The sequence below is a fragment of the Kitasatospora paranensis genome, from assembly GCF_039544005.1.
Lineage (GTDB): Bacteria > Actinomycetota > Actinomycetes > Streptomycetales > Streptomycetaceae > Kitasatospora > Kitasatospora paranensis.
Genome location: NZ_BAABKV010000001.1, coordinates 7,059,741 through 7,074,426 on the forward strand (window position 1 = coordinate 7,059,741; position 14,686 = coordinate 7,074,426).

Genomic DNA, 14,686 nt, shown 5'->3' on the forward strand with positions numbered 1-14,686 from the left:
CCGGTGGCCCCCGACTCCCTCGAACGCGTTCGAACCATCTGCTAGGCGCTCCCCGGCCGCACCAGTCCGCTCTCGTAGGCGATGACCACCACCTGGGCGCGGTCGCGTGCGCCGAGTTTGGCCATCGCGCGGTTGACGTGGGTCTTGGCGGTGAGCGGCGTGACGAACAGCCGTTCGGCGATGTCGTCGTTGGAGAGCCCGGCCGCGACGAGCGTGACGACCTCCTGCTCGCGGGCGGTGAGCACGTCGAGGCCGGGGAGCGCGGCGCGGTCCTGCGGGGCGGGCTGGGCGAGGAACCGGCCGATCAGTGCCTTGGTGGCGGCGGGGGAGAGCAGCGCGTCGCCGGCCGCCACGACCCGGATCGCGTCGAGCAGCTCCTCGGGGTCGATGCCCTTGCCGAGGAAGCCGCTGGCGCCGGCCCGCAGCGCCTCGGCGACGTACTCGTCGCTCTCGAAGGTGGTCAGCACGAGGACCTTGACGCCCGCCAGGTCCTCGTCCGCGGTGATCAGCCGGGTCGCGGCGAGGCCGTCGAGGTCGGGCATCCGGATGTCCATCAGGACGAGGTCGGCGCGCAGGCTCCGGGCCAGCGCCACGGCCTCGCGGCCCGTCCCGGCCTCGCCGACCACCTCCAGGTCGGGGGCCGAGTCGACGAGCATCCGGAAGGTGCCCCTCAGCAGGGCCTGGTCGTCGGCGAGCAGGACGCGGATCGTCATGGCCTGGAGCCCTTTCGGCCGCCGCCGGCGGGCAGCGGCAGTTCGGCGTGGATGCGGAAGCCCCGGTCGGGGAGCGGCCCGGCGGTGAGCGTGCCGCCGACGGCCCGGGCGCGTTCGTGCATGCCGATCATCCCGTAGCCGGTGCCGCCACCGGTGTCGGTACCCGGTGCGGCGCCCCGGCCGCGGCCGTCGTCGGCGACGGTGATCCGCAGCACGTCCGGCCGGAAGTCGAGCGCGACGCGCGCGGTCGCCGGCCCGGCGTGCTTGTGGGTGTTGGTGAGGGCCTCCTGGAGGATCCGGTAGGCCGTCAGGTCGGTGATCGGCGGGAGGCCGACCGGCTCGCCGGTGCGTTCCAGCTCGACCCGCAGGCCGGAGTGGCGGAAGGACTCCAGCAGGTCGTCGAGGCCGCCGAGGCCCGGCGCGGGCTCCCGCGGCGCGGCCCGCTCCCCGCTCTGGCGGAGCAGCCCGACGGTGGCGCGCAGCTCGTCCAGGGCGGCCCGGCTGGTGTCGCGGATCCGCTCCAGCGCCTGGTAGGCGTGGTCCGGGTCGGTGCGCATCAGGTGGTGGGCCACGCCCGCCTGCGCGTTGACCAGGGTGATGTGGTGGGCCACCACGTCGTGCAGCTCGCGGGCGATCCGCATCCGCTCCTCGGTGACCCGGCGGCGGGCCTCCTCGTCCCGGGTGCGTTCGGCCCGTTCGGCGCGCTCCACGGCAGAGGCGAGCAGTTCGCGGCGGCTGCGGACGGCGTCGCCGATCGCCACCGAGAGGAACGTCCAGGCGATCAGGCCGAGGTTGGCCGGCAGGTCCTCCAGGGTGGGGCGGGTGAGCAGCGCGGCCGTACTTAGCGCGACGGCGGCGCACGCGCCCGTCCGCCAGGCGGTCCGCCGGTCGGTGCGGGTCGCGGCGGCGTACAGGGCGACGGCCACCGCGACCGGCTGCGGCCCGGAGCCCGGGATCAGCGCGAACTCGACCACCGCGACGACCACCGTCGCCGCCACCACCGGGATCGGCCAGCGGCTGCGGAACAGCAGCGGCACGCAGGAGACCGCCAGCAGCAGCAGGTACGCGGAGATCGAGGCGTTCTGGTGGTACGCGGTGGCGACCGCCAGCGGGGCGGCCAGCACGAACCAGAGCAGCGCCACGGCCAGGTCCGCCATCGGCGGACGGGCCCGCAGCCACCGTCGGAACGCGTACGCCGTCTCCACCCCCTCACCGTACGCAGCCGGGGCCGGACCGGCGTGCCCGCCGGCCCGGCCCCGGTCCGCCACCGGGCGGACGGTCAACGGGAGACGTCCTGCAGCACGGGCTCCAGGTGCCCGCCCGGCTCCGCGGCGGGGGCGTCGGGCCCGCCCTCCACGGAGACGTGCGGGAGCAGCCGGTCGAGCCAGCGGGGCAGCCACCAGTTGGCCCGGCCGAACCGGTGCATCAGGGCCGGGACGAGCACCATCCGCAGCACCAGGACGTCCAGCAGGACGGCCAGGGCCAGGCCGATGCCGAACTCGGCGATCATCCGCTGTCCGCCGAACACGAACGCGGCGAACACGCACGCCATGATCACGGCCGCGGCGGTGATGACCTGCCCGGTCTCGCCGTGGCCGATCCGGACGGCCCGCCGGTTGTCCCGGGTGTGCGTCCACTCCTCGTGCATCCGGCTGATCAGGAAGACCTGGTAGTCCATCGAGAGGCCGAACAGGATCGCGATGATCATGACCGGGGCGAAGGCCTCCACCGGGCCGGCCGCACCGGCTCCCAGCGCCTCCGAGCCCCAGCCCCACTGGAAGACCGCCACGATCGCGCCGAACGCCACACCCATCGTCAGCAGGTTCATCGCCACACCCAGCAGCGGCACCAGCACGCTGCGGAAGGCCACCATCATCAGCAGGCAGCCGAGGCCCACGATGATCGCGATGAACACCGGCAGCTTGGAGATCAGCACGCTCGCGAAGTCGGCCGCCGTCGCGGTCGCGCCGCCCACGTGGACCTTGAGGCCGGTGCCGTGCTCGGCGGCCGGGACGACCCGGTCGCGCAGGTCGGTGATCAGGTCGGAGGTCTGCGCGGACTGCGGGGAGGTGGTCGGCACGACCCGGACGGTGCCGACGGCCTGGCCGTCCTGCATCGGCGCGGCCGCGACCTGGGCCACCCCGGGGACGGTCCGCAGCTCGGTGACGAGCGTGCCCAGGGCGGCCTTGTCCTGGGCGGTGGGAGCCTCTGCGACGAGCAGCAGCGGCCCGTTGGAGCCGGCCCCGAAGCCACCGGCCATCAGGTCGTACGCCTGCCGGGAGGTGGTGGACTTCGGGTTGTTGCCCGCGTCCGAGCTGCCCAGGCGCAGGGAAAGCACCGGCAGCGAGACGGCGACCATCACCAGCAGGGCGACCAGCGCCTTGCCGGTCGGCCGGGCCTGGACCTTCGCGGCCCAGCGGGACCAGAAGCCGGTCGCCTGCACCGGCACCGGGCCGTGCTCGGCCAGCTGCCGGCGCTGCGCGCGGCTCAGCACCCGCATCTTCAGCAGGCCGAGCATGGCGGGCAGCAGGGTGATCGCGGCGAGCACGGTGAGGGCGACGGTCAGCGCGGCGGAGACCGCCATGCCGTTGAGGAAGCCGATGCCGAGGATCAGCATGCCCAGCAGGGCGATCACCACGGTCAGGCCCGCGAACAGCACCGCCCGGCCCGACGTGTTCAGCGCCTTGGTCACGGACTCCTGCACGGTCAGGCCCGCCATCAGGCCCTTGCGGTGCCGGTTGACGATGAACAGCGCGTAGTCGATACCGACGCCGAGGCCCACCAGCACGCCGAGGGTGGGGGCCACCGAGGCGATGCTCATGCCGTGGCTGAGCAGGCCGGTGCCGACCACGCCGGTGCCGACACCGGCCACGGCGGTGAGGATCGGCAGGGCGGCGGCCCAGAGCGACCGGAAGACCAGCGTCATCACGACCAGGGCGGCGACGATGCCGATGATTTCGCTGGCACCGCCCATCACGGTCTCGGTGTTCTGCACGGCCTGCCCGCCCAGCTGCACGTCCAGCCCGGTGGTGCGGGCCTGCTTCGCGAGGTCGATGACGTGCTGGACGTCCGCCTTGGGGACGTCGCGGGCGTTCCCGGTGAAGGTCACCTGGGCGTACGCGGTCGCGCCGTCCTTGCTGACCTGCTGCGCGCCCTGCGGGCTGTACGGGCTGACCACCGATGCGACGGAGGGGCTGGTGGAGATCGCGTCCAGCGCCTCGGTCATCCGCTCCTTGGCCGCGGGGTCGTTCACCGTGCCGCCGGTGGTGTGCCAGACCACGGTGTCGGTGTCGCCGGCGGCGGCCGGCATGGCCCCCTTCAGCAGCTCCATGGCCTTGCTGGACTCGGTGGCCGGCATCGACATGCTGTCGCTGTACTTGGTGCCGACCGCTCCCGACACCGCCCCGAGGCCCACCAGCAGGCCCAGCCAGAGCAGAACGGTCACGATCCGGTGCCGATGGCACCAGCGGGCAAGCACGGACATCCGGTCTCCAGAGGAGTCTGGCCCTGCGGCGGGCCGGGCGTGAACGGCACATCGCGGCGTGCGCGGCCGGCGGTGTGCCCTCGGGGCGGGACGGGGGCGGACGCCTTCGTCCGGCCCGTCGGCCCCCACGGGCCGCGGGCCCTCTCCCCGGTGTACTCAACCCTGCCGCCCCGGCACCCGGGTGTCGTCAGCCGTCCGCAGACACCTGGCGTACCGCGGGCGCGGTACGCGGCCGCCGCCGCATACCGCGTCCGCGGGCGGCCGTCGGCGGGACCGCCCTGCCGGGAGCCCCCTCGGCGTGGGCCTACGGCCCCGGCCGTAGGCCCAACGGACCACCCGCCGCCGGGGCCGGCGGCCGATCCGCCGACCGCGGGTGCGGCGGGAGAGTCGTGCCATGGACACCTCGCAGACACCGCCCGTCGCCGTCGTCACCGGAGCCTCCCGCGGACTCGGCCTGGAACTCGCCCGCGCGCTCGCCCTGGACGGCTGGCGCCTGGTGCTCACCGCCCGGGGCGCCGCCGAACTCGCCGCCGTCGAGGCCGAGCTCGCCGCCGTCACCGAGGTCGCCGCCCCGGCCGGCTCGGTCGTCGACGACGCCCACCGGGAGCGCCTCGCCGCGGCCGCCGCCGCCCTCGGCGGCGCCCGCCTGCTGGTCAACAACGCCTCCACCCTCACCGGCCGCGACCCGGCCGGTGCGCCGATGCCCGCCCTGGCGGACTTCCCGCTGCCGGGCCTGCTGGAGACCTTCGAGGTCAACGTGCTCGCCCCGATCGCGCTGACCCAGCTGCTGCTGCCCCAGCTGCGCGGCCACGGCGGCGCCGTGCTCAACCTCAGCTCGGACGCGGCCGTCGAGCCCTACCCCGGCTGGGGCGGCTACGGGGCGTCGAAGGCGGCCCTGGACCACGCCACGGCGATCCTCGGCGCGGAGGAGCCCGCGCTGCGGGTCTGGGCCCTGGACCCTGGCGACATGCGCACCCGGATGCACCAGGAGGCCTTCCCCGGCGAGGACATCTCCGACCGGCCGCTGCCCGCGACCGTGGTGCCCGCCGTCCTCACGCTGCTCCGCGACCGCCCCGCCTCCGGCCGGTACCGGGCCGCCGGCCTGCTCGCCGGCGCGAGGGCCTGAGATGGCGACCGCCGTTCACCCGGGGCCGGCCGCCGGGCCGGACCCGTCGGACGGGTGGGACTTCACCGTGCCGGCCGAACTGTCCGCCCGCGCCCCGGCCGAGGCCCGCGGACTGACCAGGGACGGTGTCCGGCTGCTGGTCGGCCGGCGGCCGGGCCTGCGCACCGGGCACCACCGGTTCGCCGACCTGCCGGGGCTGTTGGACCCGGGGGACCTGCTGGTGGTCAACGACTCCGCGATGCTGCCGGCCGCACTGGACGGGCGGCTGCCGGGCGGCGACCGGGTGGCCCTGCACCTCTCCGGCGCCCGGCCGGATCCGCGCGGCCACCACCTGGTGGAGCTGCGCTGCCCGACCGCCGGCGCCACCGTCCCCTACGAGCAGGGGAGTTCACCCGCCCGGGCGGGGCTTGGGATCACCCTGCCGGGCGGCGGCCGGGCCGAGCTCACCGCCCCCTTCACGACGCGGTTGTGGCACGCCCGGCTCGACCTGCCGGGCGGCCCCACCGGCTACCTGACCCGGTTCGGCCGGCCGATCCGGTACGGCTACGTGGACCGCGACTGGCCGGTCGAGGCCTACCGGACGGTCTTCGCCTCCGTGCCCGGCAGCAGCGAAATGCCCAGCGCGGGACGGCCGTTCACCGCGGACACGGTGGCCCGGGCGGCCGCCCGCGGAGTGCTGTTCGCGCCGATCACGCTGCACACCGGAGTGGCCTCCCCGGAGGCGCACGAGGCGCCGTACGCGGAGTGGTTCCGGGTGCCGGAGCCGACGGCGCGCCTGGTCGGCCGGGTGCGGGCGGCGGGCGGCCGGGTGGTGGCGGTCGGCACCACGGTCGTCCGCGCCCTGGAGTCGGCGGCCGGCGAGGACGGGCGGGTGCATGCCGCCGACGGCTGGACGGAGTTGGTGATCACCCCGGAGCGGGGCGTGCGGGCGGTGGACGGACTGCTCACCGGCTGGCACGAACCGCGCGCCTCGCACCTGCTGATGCTGGAGGCCGTCGCGGGTCGTCCGCTGCTGGCCAGGTGCTATGCCGAGGCACTGCAGCACCGTTACCTGTGGCACGAGTTCGGGGACGTGAACCTGCTGCTGTCCCGCTAGGCGGCGGTGTCCTGACGGCGACAGCGAAGCCATGGGGCCGCTGGGCGGTGCAGGGCTCGGGCCCGCATCGCTCAGCGGCCCTGCGCCTCGCAGTACCGCTTCAGCCCGGCCGCCTCCATGTCGACGTACCGGCGGGTCGGCCTGCCGTACGCCAGGGCGAGCAGCGGCGCCATGAATCCCATCTGCTGCACGCCGAGCACCACCCGGGACCGGTCCGCACCGAGCGGCTCGATCCGGTGGGTGCCGATCGTGGTGAACGCCGGGTTGCGGGAGCGCCATTCGAAGCTGCGCCCCGGCTCCATGCCGGTGACCTGCCACACTTCGGTCGCCGGCTTGAGCTGCCGGACCTCTGCCTCGCTCCCCACTGCCACCGGGCCGTCGGACAGCAGGCGTAAGCCCGCCTTCGACACCGTCCGGCGGGGCCAGCCCTCGATGTCGGCCAGCACCGCCCACACCCGCTCCGGCGTCGCCGCGACATCCACCGTCACCTGGTACCGCACTCGCGTTCCCCCCATCGACGTCGGGTTCCCACCGTACGGCCCGTCGTGCGGCGGCCTTCACCGGCCGAGGGGCGGTGGCCCGACGGGTCGTCGGATCCGGTCGAGATCGCACCCCGGTCCTCGGATCGGGGGGCCGTCCCTTAACTCCGTCCTAACGGTGGCCTGGGATCGCCTGAACTGCTTGACAGGTATAGACCAGCACGGTTGAGTCCTCATCAGCCCCGTACCGGCCCGTAACCTCGGCCGTCGACACCGGCCGGCTCCTGGCATGCCTCGGGCCCGCGCGGGGCGGTCCCCGTCCTCGATCCCGTGCGGCCCCCACCGCACCAAGGGGTGATCACGTGTCAGTCAAGCACCGCTCCAAGTCGGTCAAACGCCGCTTCCTGGCGTTCCTTGCCGCAGCCTCGGCCGTCGCGGGCCTGGCGTTCGCCCTGCCGTCCGCCGCCTCCGCGGCGACCTGCGCAACTCCGTGGAACTCCTCGACCGTCTACACCAGCGGCAACTCCGCCTCGTACAACGGCCACAACTGGAACGCCAAGTGGTGGACCCAGAACGAGGCCCCGAGCACCGGCGGCTCGGGTGTCTGGGCCGACCAGGGCACCTGTGGCGGCGGCGGTGGCAGCACCCCGACCCCCACCGGCGGAAGCTGCAGCTACCCCGCCTGGGTGGCCGGCCAGTCGTACACCGCCGGCACGGTGGTCCAGTACACCAACGGCCTGCTCTACCGCGCGTCCCACGACAACCCGGGCTACGATCCCGTGATCAGCACCTGGTACTGGGACCCGTACACCTGCTCCGGTTCGACGACCGGCCCGACGCAGACCCCCAACCCGGGCGGATTCCCCGTCAGCGAGGCCCAGTTCAACCAGATGTTCCCGAACCGGAACTCCTTCTACACCTACAGCGGCCTGACCGCCGCGCTGAGCGCCTACCCGGCGTTCGCGGCGACCGGCAGTGACACCGTGCGCAAGCAGGAGGCCGCGGCCTTCCTCGCCAACGTCAGCCACGAGACCGGCGGCCTGGTGTACATCGTCGAGCAGAACACCGCGAACTACCCGCACTACTGCGACACTTCGCAGTCCTACGGCTGCCCCGCCGGGCAGTCCGCCTACTACGGCCGCGGCCCGATCCAGCTCAGCTGGAACTTCAACTACAAGGCCGCCGGCGACGCACTCGGCATCGACCTGCTGCACAACCCCAACCTGGTGCAGACCGACGCCGCAGTGGCCTGGAAGACCGGCCTCTGGTACTGGAACACCCAGACCGGGCCCGGCACGATGACCCCGCACAACGCCATGGTCAACGGCGCCGGATTCGGTGAGACGATCCGCAGCATCAACGGCAGCCTGGAGTGCAACGGCGGCAACCCCGCCCAGGTCCAGAGCCGGGTCAACGCCTACCAGAACTTCGTGTCGATCCTCGGCACCACCCCGGGGTCCAACCTGACCTGCTGACCTCCTGGCGCACGGCCGACGGGGCGCCGCCGTCCGGGCAACCGGGCGCGGTGCCCCGTGGTGCTCCCCGGTGGTCCGACCGGGGCCGCACAGCCGGAGACGGGAAGGGGCTACCCGCTTCTCGCGGATCCTGATTGCGCGGTGCACGGCTTGCGCCGCTACTCCGCGTCTTTCTGGGACCCTTCCCGTCCCTACCAGGACACCACCACCGCGGCCGTTGCGCGAGCCGCCACGCCCTGTGTCGCGCCGCCCGATCCCGGTACGCTCGCCGGATGGACGCCGACGGCACCCGTGAGACCGCCCCGGACGCCCCCCGGCCCGCGGTCGAGGAGGGCGGCGAACCCGCCTGCCTGCTGGCCCGGCTCTGCCCGCAGTGCGACGCGGTGCCCGAGGGGCCCCCGGCGGCGGAGTGTTGGCGCTGCGGCGCCGATCTGCGCTCCCGCTGACCGCGGCCGCCTCGCCGTCCGGCCGCCGTGCCCCCGGCTGCCTCCGCCGCGGAAAAGCGCTGGCCCCGGGCCGTCCGGGCCTCTAACGTGCCGGGGTCGGCGGCGCGGGCCCCGGCGGTCGGACCAAGGGGGAGCGATGGCTGTTCATCTGATCGGCGGCGGGCGGGACGAGCGCCTGTACCGGGAGCTGTACGGGCCGTTCCTGGCCGAGGCCGGACCGGATCCGGCGGTGGCCTGCGTGCTGCTCGACGAGGGCGACGTGGCGGAGCAGTTCGCCCGCTGGTCGGACGCGTTCGCGGCCGCCGCGCCGTGCCGGCCGTACGCCGTCGCCGTGCCACTCGACGGCGCCTTCGACCCGGCGGCCCTGGAGGACGCGGACGCCGTCTTCGTGGGGGCCGGCCTGACCCCGGCGTACCGGGCGGCGCTGGCCGGGCCGCTGGGCCGGGCGCTGGCCGCGCGGCCGCTGCCGTACGCCGGCTTCTCGGCCGGTGCCGCGATCGCCGCCGGCCGGGCGCTGGTCGGCGGCTGGCTCGCCGATGGGGTCCCGGTCTGCCCGGAGGACGCCGCCGAGGACCTGGACGGGATCGAGGTGGGCGACGGCCTGGGCCTGCTGGCCCCGGCGGTGGCCGGCGGCATGGTGGCCAGTGGGGCACGCTGGGCCGGCTGGCCGCGGCGGTGGCCGGCGGCATGGTGGCCTCCGGCGTGGCGATCGACGAGAACACCGCGCTGACGGTCGACGCCGACGGGCGGGCTCTGGTGCGCGGTGCGGGCCGGGTGCACGTCGTCCGCCCGGACGGCGCCGGTGTGCAGGTGCGTTCCTACGGCGCCGGTGGCCCGGTGGATCTCTGACGCACGGTCAGGTCTGCTCGGGGAAGGCGACGCGGCGTTCGTCGGCGGTGATCGGCAGGTCGTTGATGCTCGCAAAGCGGCGCCGCATCAGGCCGTTCGGGTCGAACTCCCAGTTCTCGTTGCCGTACGCGCGGAACCACTGGCCGTCGGCGTCGTGGAACTCGTACTCGAAGCGGACGGCGATCCGGTCGCCGGTGTACGCCCACAGCTCCTTGCGGAGCCGGTAGCCGAGCTCGCGCTGCCACTTGGCGGTGAGAAAGGCGACGATCTCGCGGCGCCCGGTGAGGAAGACGTCGCGGTTGCGCCACTCGGAGTCCTCGGTGTACGCCAGGGCGACCCGCTCCGGGTCCCGGGAGTTCCAGGCGTCCTCGGCGGCCTGGACCTTCCGTCGGGCGGTCTCCTCGGTGAACGGCGGGACGGGGGCCGCTGTCCGGGCATGGGGCACTCCTCGGGGCAGGGGAGAACGATCGTTCTCCGCTTGGTCGCTACCCTAGGAGAGCGATGGTTCTCAGGCAAGGAGACGGGTGATCGTGGACAACGACACGGGGGCGCGCAGCCAGGCCCTGAACGCCGCCGAACAGCTCTTCTACGGCCGCGGCGTGCAGGCCGTTGGCATGGACGCCGTCCGTGCCGCCTCCGGGCTCTCCCTCAAGCGGCTCTACGCGCTGTACCCCTCCAAGGGCGACCTGGTGGAGGCCTACCTGCTCCGCCGCGACACCCGCTGGCGCGGCGATCTCGCCGCCCACGTCACGGCGGCCACCAGCGACCCCGGCGGGCGGCTCCTCGCGGTCTTCGACTGGCTCGCCGCCTGGTTCGACGAGCCCGGCTACCGCGGCTGCGCCTTCCTCAACGCCTACGGCGAACTCGGCGCCGGCTCACCCGCCGTCGCCGCTGCGGCCCTCCGGCACAAGGCCGCGTTCCGGCACTGGCTCGGCACGCTGACGGCCGCGGCCGGCCTGCCCGACGCGCTCGCCGACCAGCTGCTGCTGCTCGCCGAGGGCGCCATCACCACCGCGGCCCTGACCGGCAGCTCCGCCCCCGCACGGCAGGCCCGCGCGGCCGCGGCCGTGCTGCTGGCCGCAGCCGGGCCGGCCGGGCCGGGCCCGGGGAGCGGGCTCACTCGTAGCGGTGCAGCAGCGACTCCCGCTCGGACTGCTGGATGTCGGCCAGGCTCAGCTCCGGATCCCGCAGGTGGGAGAGGGTCACCTCGGCCGAACTGGGCTGCTCGCCCGGGGCGGGCCACTGGTCGGGCTTCCACGCGCCGGCCCGCAGGAACGCCTTCGGGCAGTGCCCGTACACCTCGTCGACCTCCACCACGATCGCGCTCCGCGGCGGCTTGCCGACGGCGTGGAGCCGCTCCAGCAGCCGCGGATCCGTCGACACGCAGGCGCGCCCGTTGATCCGCAGCGTGGTGTCCCGGCCGGGCACCACGAACAGCAGGCCGACCCGGCCGGTCTCCACGATGTTGTGCAGACTGTCCAGCCGCCGGTTGCCCGTGGCGTCCGGGATCGCCAGCGTCCGGTCGTCCAGCACCGCGACGAAGCCCGCGGGCCCGCCGCGCGGCGACACGTCGCACCGCCCGTCCGCACCCACGCTCGCCACCATCACCAGCGGCGCGCAGCCGATCAGCTGCCGGGCCGGGTCGAGGAGCCGGTCCACCTGCTTGCGCACCGCGGCGTCTGCCGGGGCCTCGTACACCTCCCGCAATTCGGACACCGCCCGCACGGAGGAGGACTGCAGAGCGTCGAAGAGGCGGCCGCCGGCCGCGGTCTGTGAGGTCACGTACGGGAAATCTAGCCCAGCACCCCGATCGGCGGAACGTATTTCCACCGCCCACCGACGGGCCCGGCCGCCGCCGGAGGGCGGGACGCCGCCGGCACGTTCTAGGCTCGGACCGTCGGCCCCGCGGGCACCGGGAGGACGCGAGATGGGACCGCTGCCGTTCGTCGGCCGCCGGCGGGTGCTGGCGGGGATCGCCGCCGCCGCCGACCGGGCCCGCACGGGGTGGGGCGGCCTGCTGGCGCTGACCGGCCCGGCCGGGGTCGGCAAGACCAGGACGGCCCAGGAGGCCGCGGCCCGCGCCGACGGCTTCCGCGTCCTGTGGGCCTGGTGCCCGTCGGGCGCCGACGGCAGCCCGTTCCGGCCCTGGGCCCGGCTGCTCGCCGACCTCGCCGCCGACGACCCCGCCTGCGCCCGCGCGGTGCGCGCCTCCCCGCCGCTGCGCGCCCTGCTCGCCGGTCGCGCGGCCGGACTGCTGCCCGCCTCCGACCCGGAGGGCGCCCGGCTGCGCCTCACCGGCGACACCGTCCAGCTGGTCAGGACGGCTGCGGCGCGCCGCCCGCTGCTGCTCGTCCTGGACGACGTCCACGCAGCCGACCCGTCCTCCCTGCGCCTGCTGCTGGAACTGGCCGCCGCCGCCCGCACCGCGCCCCTCCTGCTGCTGGTCACCGCCCGCGACGGCGACCCGGACTGGCCGGGCCGGGACGACGACCGGGCCGAGCTGCTGCGCCGCGCCGACGGACTCCCGCTCGGCCCGCTGGGGGAGCCGGACGTCGCCCGGCTGCTGGCAGCCGCCACCGGTGCCGACCCCGGGCCCGCCGACGTCCGGCTGGCCGTCGAGCGCACCGGTCGCGACGCCTTCCTGCTGACCGAACTGATCGGCTCCGAGGACGGCCTGCACGGCCCCCGCCCGCGGGCGTCCGGGCCGCAGTGGCGGCCAGGACCGCGCACCTCGCACCGGAGGGCCGGCGGGCACTGGCCGCGGCCGCCGTCCTCGGCAGCCCGTTCCGGCTCGACCTCCTCGCCGAGACCCTGGCGTGCGGCCCCGGCGAGCTGCCCGGCCACCTCGCCGGGGCCCGGGACGCGGGACTGCTGGCCGACGACCCCGAGCCCGGCACCGGGGCCTTCCGGCACGACCTGCTGCGCGAGGCCGTCCACGACGCCGTCCCGGCCGCCGACCGGGCCGACCTGCACCGCCGGGCGGCGGCCGCACTCGCCGCCCGGGCCCGGCCCGGCGACGGCGGCCCCGCCGGGATCGCCCGCCACCTCCTGCTGGCCGGCCCGGAGCACCGGACCGGCGCCGCCGAACAGGCCCGGCTCGCCGGGGACGGGGCGGCCGCCCTGCTGGCCTACGAGGATGCCGTCCGCTGGTACACGGCCGCGGCCGACGCCGACCCGGACGCCCCGCCCGACGGCCTGGCCGAACTCCACCTCGCCCTGGCGGCCGCGCGGTTCGGCACGGGGAGCCCGCCGCCGCCCGCACCGCCTGCCTCCGGGCGGCCGGGTTCGCCCGCGCCGCCGGCCGCGCCGATCTGCTGGCCCGCGCCGCGCTCGGTCTGGGGACGGGCCCGGTCGGCTTCGAGATCGGCCTGCTCGACCGCGCCCAGCTCGACCTGCTGGCCGAGGCCCGGGGCCTGCTCGGTGACGGCCGGCCGGGGCTGCGCGCCGCCGTCACCGCGCGGCTCTCGGTGGCAGCCGCCCTGGTCGAGCCGGAGGAGCGGCGGATCGCGCTCGCCGAGGAGGCCGTCCGGCTCGCCCGCACCGCCGCCGCACCCGCGGCGCTCGGCTCCGCCCTGGCCGCCCTCTGCGACGCCCGCTCCGGGCCCGACCACTGCCGGCACCGTTCGGCCTGGGCGGACGAGATCGTCGGCCTGGCCCGTGCGCTGCCCGACCCGGCGCTGGAGCTCCTCGGCCGGCGGCTGCGCCTGGTGGCCCTGCTGGAGACCGGCGACCACGCCGGGGCCGACGCCGAGGTGCTCGCCTTCGACGCGCTCGCCGACGCCCTGCGCCGCCCGCTCTACGCCTGGTACGTCCCGTTGTGGCGCGGCGCGCGGGCCCTGCTGGAGGGCCGGTACGAGGACTGCGGGCGGCACCTCGCCGAGGCCGAGGAGGCCGGCCGGCGGGCCGGCAGCGAGAACGCGGCGATCCTGACCACCACCCAGCGCTGGTGCATGCTCGCCGCGACCGGCGATCGCGCGGGGCTGGCCGCCCTGGCGGCCGGTGGCGGGCTGGAGGAGATGCCGGGCGTCTGGCCCCGGGTCACCCTGGCCCTGCTCGCCGCCCAGTGCGGCCGCGCCGACGACGCGGCCCGGCGGCTGACGGCGGTGGCACCGCGGCTGGCCGGGGCGCCGCGCGACAGCGAGTGGCTGCCGATGCTCGCGCAGGCCGCCGAGACGGTCGGCCTGCTCGGCGGGCACCCGGCCGCGCGCGAGCTGTACCGCCTGCTCGCCCCGTACGCGGGGCTCTGGGCGGTGGAGGGGATCGGCGCGGCCGTCCGCGGACCGGTCGAGCACCACCTGGCCCTGCTGGCGGCCGCGACGGACGATCCGGCGGCGGCGGCCCGGCACACCGGGGCCGCCCGGGCCGCCCTGGCCGGCGCCGGGGCGCTCCCGCCGGGCACCCCGCCGGTACCCGCCGCCCCGTCGGCCGGGGCCGCCGGGGCCGTCGAGGTCTTCCGCCGGGAGGGCGCGCTCTGGCTGCTGCGGTACGGGGGCCGTGAGGCCCGGGTGCCCGACAGCAAGGGCCTGCGCGACCTCGCGGTGCTGCTGGCCCGGCCGGGTACGCCCGTCCCCGCGCTCGACCTCGCGACCGCCCCGGGGCCCGCGGCCCCGCCCGCCGGCCGTGACACCGGGCTGCACGCACCCGCCGACACCGGGGAGGCGGTCGACGCGGCCGCCCGGGCCGCGTACCGGCGCCGCCTGGCCGACCTGGGCACCGAGGCGGACGAGGCCGACGCGGCCGGCGACGGCGAGCGCTCGGCCCGGCTCGCCGTCGAGCGGGACTTCCTGGTGGACCAGCTCTCGGCCGCGTACGGGCTGGGCGGGCGGGTGCGCCGGACGGGCTCCGCGGCCGAACGGGCGCGTACGGCGGTGACCGCCCGGATCCGCGCCGCCGTCGCCCGGATCGGCGCCGTCCACCCCGAGCTGGCCCGCCACCTGGAGGCGTCGGTGCGCACCGGCACGCTGTGCGAGTACCGGCCCGAGCAGCGGCCCGACTGGCGGCTGTGAGGCCGACGGCGC

At 76.1% G+C, this 14,686-nt stretch carries 14 protein-coding genes and 1 pseudogene; 9 read left to right on the top strand and 6 right to left on the bottom strand.

What is annotated here, in order from left to right; translation table 11 throughout:
- Window positions 1-41: 41 nt before the first annotated feature.
- The 3 genes from ABEB13_RS33560 to ABEB13_RS33570 form a co-directional block, all read right to left on the bottom strand.
- Entirely contained in the window at window positions 42-713 is a 672-nt protein-coding gene (locus tag ABEB13_RS33560; RefSeq protein ID WP_345708479.1) for a response regulator, read from the bottom strand.
- Window positions 710-1,918: a sensor histidine kinase gene (locus ABEB13_RS33565; protein ID WP_345708480.1), complete on the bottom strand. Its 1,209-nt coding sequence runs from the start codon at window positions 1,916-1,918 to the stop codon at window positions 710-712. Before ABEB13_RS33565 ends, ABEB13_RS33560 begins: the two co-directional genes overlap by 4 nt.
- A gap of 74 nt (window positions 1,919-1,992) precedes the next feature.
- Complete coding sequence (locus ABEB13_RS33570) at window positions 1,993-4,197, bottom strand: MMPL family transporter (RefSeq protein WP_345708481.1); 2,205 nt, start codon at window positions 4,195-4,197, stop codon at window positions 1,993-1,995.
- Between the two features lie 394 nt (window positions 4,198-4,591).
- Here ABEB13_RS33570 and ABEB13_RS33575 point away from each other — a divergent pair, with 394 nt between their 5' ends.
- Window positions 4,592-5,323, top strand: a complete 732-nt coding sequence (locus ABEB13_RS33575) for an SDR family oxidoreductase (RefSeq protein ID WP_345708482.1) — start codon at window positions 4,592-4,594, stop codon at window positions 5,321-5,323.
- A gap of 1 nt (window position 5,324) precedes the next feature.
- Complete coding sequence (locus ABEB13_RS33580) at window positions 5,325-6,419, top strand: S-adenosylmethionine:tRNA ribosyltransferase-isomerase (RefSeq protein ID WP_345708483.1); 1,095 nt, start codon at window positions 5,325-5,327, stop codon at window positions 6,417-6,419.
- A 71-nt stretch (window positions 6,420-6,490) separates the two neighbouring features.
- On the opposite strand, the gene ABEB13_RS33585 is transcribed toward ABEB13_RS33580, so the two are convergent.
- Entirely contained in the window at window positions 6,491-6,934 is a 444-nt protein-coding gene (locus ABEB13_RS33585; protein ID WP_345708484.1) for an SRPBCC family protein, read from the bottom strand.
- A 326-nt stretch (window positions 6,935-7,260) separates the two neighbouring features.
- On the opposite strand from ABEB13_RS33585, the gene ABEB13_RS33590 reads away from it, so the two are divergent.
- The 4 genes from ABEB13_RS33590 to ABEB13_RS33605 all read left to right on the top strand — a co-directional run bounded on the left by ABEB13_RS33590 (window position 7,261) and on the right by ABEB13_RS33605 (window position 9,668).
- Complete coding sequence (locus ABEB13_RS33590) at window positions 7,261-8,373, top strand: glycoside hydrolase family 19 protein (RefSeq protein ID WP_380232775.1); 1,113 nt, start codon at window positions 7,261-7,263, stop codon at window positions 8,371-8,373.
- 272 nt (window positions 8,374-8,645) lie between these two features.
- On the top strand, window positions 8,646-8,819 hold the full coding sequence (locus ABEB13_RS33595) for a hypothetical protein (RefSeq protein WP_345708485.1): 174 nt from the start codon (window positions 8,646-8,648) through the stop codon (window positions 8,817-8,819).
- Window positions 8,820-8,955: 136 nt separating this feature from the next.
- Window positions 8,956-9,549 carry a hypothetical protein gene (locus ABEB13_RS33600; RefSeq protein WP_345708486.1) on the top strand — a complete coding sequence of 198 codons (594 nt, stop codon included), beginning with the start codon at window positions 8,956-8,958 and terminating at the stop codon, window positions 9,547-9,549.
- Window positions 9,522-9,668 carry a hypothetical protein gene (locus tag ABEB13_RS33605; RefSeq protein WP_345708487.1) on the top strand — a complete coding sequence of 49 codons (147 nt, stop codon included), beginning with the start codon at window positions 9,522-9,524 and terminating at the stop codon, window positions 9,666-9,668. Before ABEB13_RS33600 ends, ABEB13_RS33605 begins: the two co-directional genes overlap by 28 nt.
- A 7-nt stretch (window positions 9,669-9,675) precedes the next feature.
- Here ABEB13_RS33605 and ABEB13_RS33610 read toward each other — a convergent pair whose 3' ends face one another.
- Window positions 9,676-10,113: a nuclear transport factor 2 family protein gene (locus tag ABEB13_RS33610; RefSeq protein WP_345708488.1), complete on the bottom strand. Its 438-nt coding sequence runs from the start codon at window positions 10,111-10,113 to the stop codon at window positions 9,676-9,678.
- Window positions 10,114-10,198: 85 nt separating this feature from the next.
- Here ABEB13_RS33610 and ABEB13_RS33615 point away from each other — a divergent pair.
- Window positions 10,199-10,756, top strand: a pseudogene (locus ABEB13_RS33615) (TetR/AcrR family transcriptional regulator); the annotation flags it as partial.
- A gap of 28 nt (window positions 10,757-10,784) precedes the next feature.
- On the opposite strand, the gene ABEB13_RS33620 reads toward ABEB13_RS33615, so the two are convergent.
- Complete coding sequence (locus ABEB13_RS33620; protein ID WP_380232782.1) at window positions 10,785-11,408, bottom strand: MSMEG_1061 family FMN-dependent PPOX-type flavoprotein; 624 nt, start codon at window positions 11,406-11,408, stop codon at window positions 10,785-10,787.
- A 187-nt stretch (window positions 11,409-11,595) separates the two neighbouring features.
- Between ABEB13_RS33620 and ABEB13_RS33625 the strand changes: the two genes are divergently transcribed.
- The gene (locus tag ABEB13_RS33625; protein WP_345708489.1) at window positions 11,596-13,092 is read left to right on the top strand and encodes an AAA family ATPase; all 1,497 of its coding nucleotides are present in this window, start codon (window positions 11,596-11,598) and stop codon (window positions 13,090-13,092) included.
- A 43-nt stretch (window positions 13,093-13,135) separates the two neighbouring features.
- A complete protein-coding gene (locus ABEB13_RS33630; protein WP_345708490.1) occupies window positions 13,136-14,674 on the top strand; it encodes a hypothetical protein in 1,539 nt (512 codons plus the stop codon).
- The last annotated feature ends 12 nt before the right edge of the window (window positions 14,675-14,686 follow it).

Excerpts from the sequence above, each read along its gene's own strand:
- ABEB13_RS33560 (WP_345708479.1), bottom strand. The coding sequence starts at position 713 with ATGACGATCCGCGTCCTGCTCGCCGACGACCAGGCCCTGCTGAGGGGC.
- ABEB13_RS33570 (WP_345708481.1), bottom strand. The coding sequence starts at position 4,197 with ATGTCCGTGCTTGCCCGCTGGTGCCATCGGCACCGGATCGTGACCGTT.
- ABEB13_RS33575 (WP_345708482.1), top strand. The coding sequence starts at position 4,592 with ATGGACACCTCGCAGACACCGCCCGTCGCCGTCGTCACCGGAGCCTCC.
- ABEB13_RS33580 (WP_345708483.1), top strand. The coding sequence starts at position 5,325 with ATGGCGACCGCCGTTCACCCGGGGCCGGCCGCCGGGCCGGACCCGTCG.
- ABEB13_RS33585 (WP_345708484.1), bottom strand. The coding sequence starts at position 6,934 with ATGGGGGGAACGCGAGTGCGGTACCAGGTGACGGTGGATGTCGCGGCG.
- ABEB13_RS33595 (WP_345708485.1), top strand. The coding sequence starts at position 8,646 with ATGGACGCCGACGGCACCCGTGAGACCGCCCCGGACGCCCCCCGGCCC.
- ABEB13_RS33600 (WP_345708486.1), top strand. The coding sequence starts at position 8,956 with ATGGCTGTTCATCTGATCGGCGGCGGGCGGGACGAGCGCCTGTACCGG.
- ABEB13_RS33625 (WP_345708489.1), top strand. The coding sequence starts at position 11,596 with ATGGGACCGCTGCCGTTCGTCGGCCGCCGGCGGGTGCTGGCGGGGATC.